This is a genomic window from Streptobacillus notomytis, from assembly GCF_001902585.1.
Classification (GTDB): Bacteria; Fusobacteriota; Fusobacteriia; order Fusobacteriales; family Leptotrichiaceae; genus Streptobacillus; species Streptobacillus notomytis.
On record NZ_LKKV01000094.1, the window covers coordinates 1 to 1701 of the forward strand.

Below are 1701 nucleotides of genomic sequence, written 5' to 3' on the forward strand. Positions count from 1 at the left end.
TTGGTGAATAGTCAAATGGTACATTAGCTATTTCTTTTATCTTATTGTCTACTTAGGTCTTATTCACTGCTATGCATCCATCTGTTTCATCTGGTGATATGTCTTTAAGTCCTGTTATAGAAGATTTTCCTCCATCTATTTTAATAGTTTCTTTTCCATCTTTATCAGATAATTTAATTATTCCACCATCTGTGCCATTTCCAGCTTTTATTGTTACTGATTCTTTTCCGTCCTTACCTTTTACAGTTAATCCTGATTTTTCAATTGTTGTACTTGTTTTATCCTGTGAATTAGTGTCTTTTGGTCCAAATGTTACCTTATCTGCTGTAAGATTAGATTTACTATCATTACTTGTAACTTCTACACCATCAGGCATTATTTTTGTTTTCTTTCCATCTACTTCTTTAGTTTCTATACTGTTTAGATTTTTTAAATCCTCAGCAAGTTTAATATCTAATCCATCACCAGCTGTATTCTTTTCAACCTTTATGTTATCTTTTGCTGTTCCACCTGAAACTGTTCCCTCACCTTGTATCTTTAAAGTTTCTCCTAGTTTTTTACTTATTGATTGTCCGTCATTACCTTGGAATGATATTTGTTTATTTGTAATATCTGATAAATCTTTCGATGATTTATTTATAGCATTATCCAATGCTGTTAAAGCATCTCCTACTGTCTTATGATCTGTTGTATTTGTACTTCCAGCTTTTAATTTATATGTTGGTCCTGTAACATTACCATCATTGCCTATTGTTGCTCCTCCACCTAAGGCTTCTACATATTTTTTAAGTTGTGATACATTTACAGCATCATTGTCTTCTATTCCATTAGCTACATTTGATATCTTTATATTTTCTCCTGACTTAGCAAATTTTAATTCTTTTCCTCCAACTTTTAATGTAGTAATTGAATTATTGTTTCCATTACCAAATATTAAGCTATTATCACTATCTTTTCCAATAGTTGTTGCACCCATTAAGGAATTTTTTGTTATCTCTACTTTATCATTTCCTTTTGATACACTTATTTTGTCTGCCGTTATTTTAACACTATACCCTTCTTTATTTTTTATCTCACTTGATGATGCTGTTATGGTATTTGTATCATTTTTACTCTTACCATTTTCTTCTCTTGTATCAGTAATTGTTATAGATTCCTTATTTAATACATTCTTTTGTTTTTCTTGTGTAGCTGTTAATCCACCATCATTAATTTCTAATCCTTGTGGCGTTAATTTAGATCTATCTGTTTTATTATTGGTTTCTATAGCATCTAATGATATAGCTGTTTCCTTACTATCTCTTCCTGTAATCTTAAATTCTTTTGATGACAAAACAGAAGAATTACCATTAATATCCGTTTTTGTTGTTATGCTATCTATATCAACTAATTTTGCAGCTAATCCTATTGTTAATGTCTTATTAGTTTCATCTGTTGTTACTTTTATATTATTAGCTGCTGTTGTTCCATTAACTGTTCCTTCTCCTACAATACTAAGCTTTTCTCCTATTTTAACTTTAGCTTCTTGTTTGTCATTTCCAGAAAATTTAAGTTCTTTATCATTTAATAAGCCAGAAGTTACTTTTTTAAGTTGAGCTACATTTACTGCATCTGTATCTTTATCCCCTGCTGCTACTCCTGTTATTCTTCTAGTGTCAGTTGATCCATTACCTATAGCAAGCTCTCCCTTAGTTGGTTTCC

The 1701-nt window shown here is 30.5% G+C and carries 1 pseudogene; it reads right to left on the reverse strand.

Annotation, left to right across the window (positions count from 1 at the left end):
- Positions 1-52: 52 nt before the first annotated feature.
- Positions 53-1701, reverse strand: a pseudogene (locus tag BUE91_RS04985) (adhesin); the annotation flags it as partial.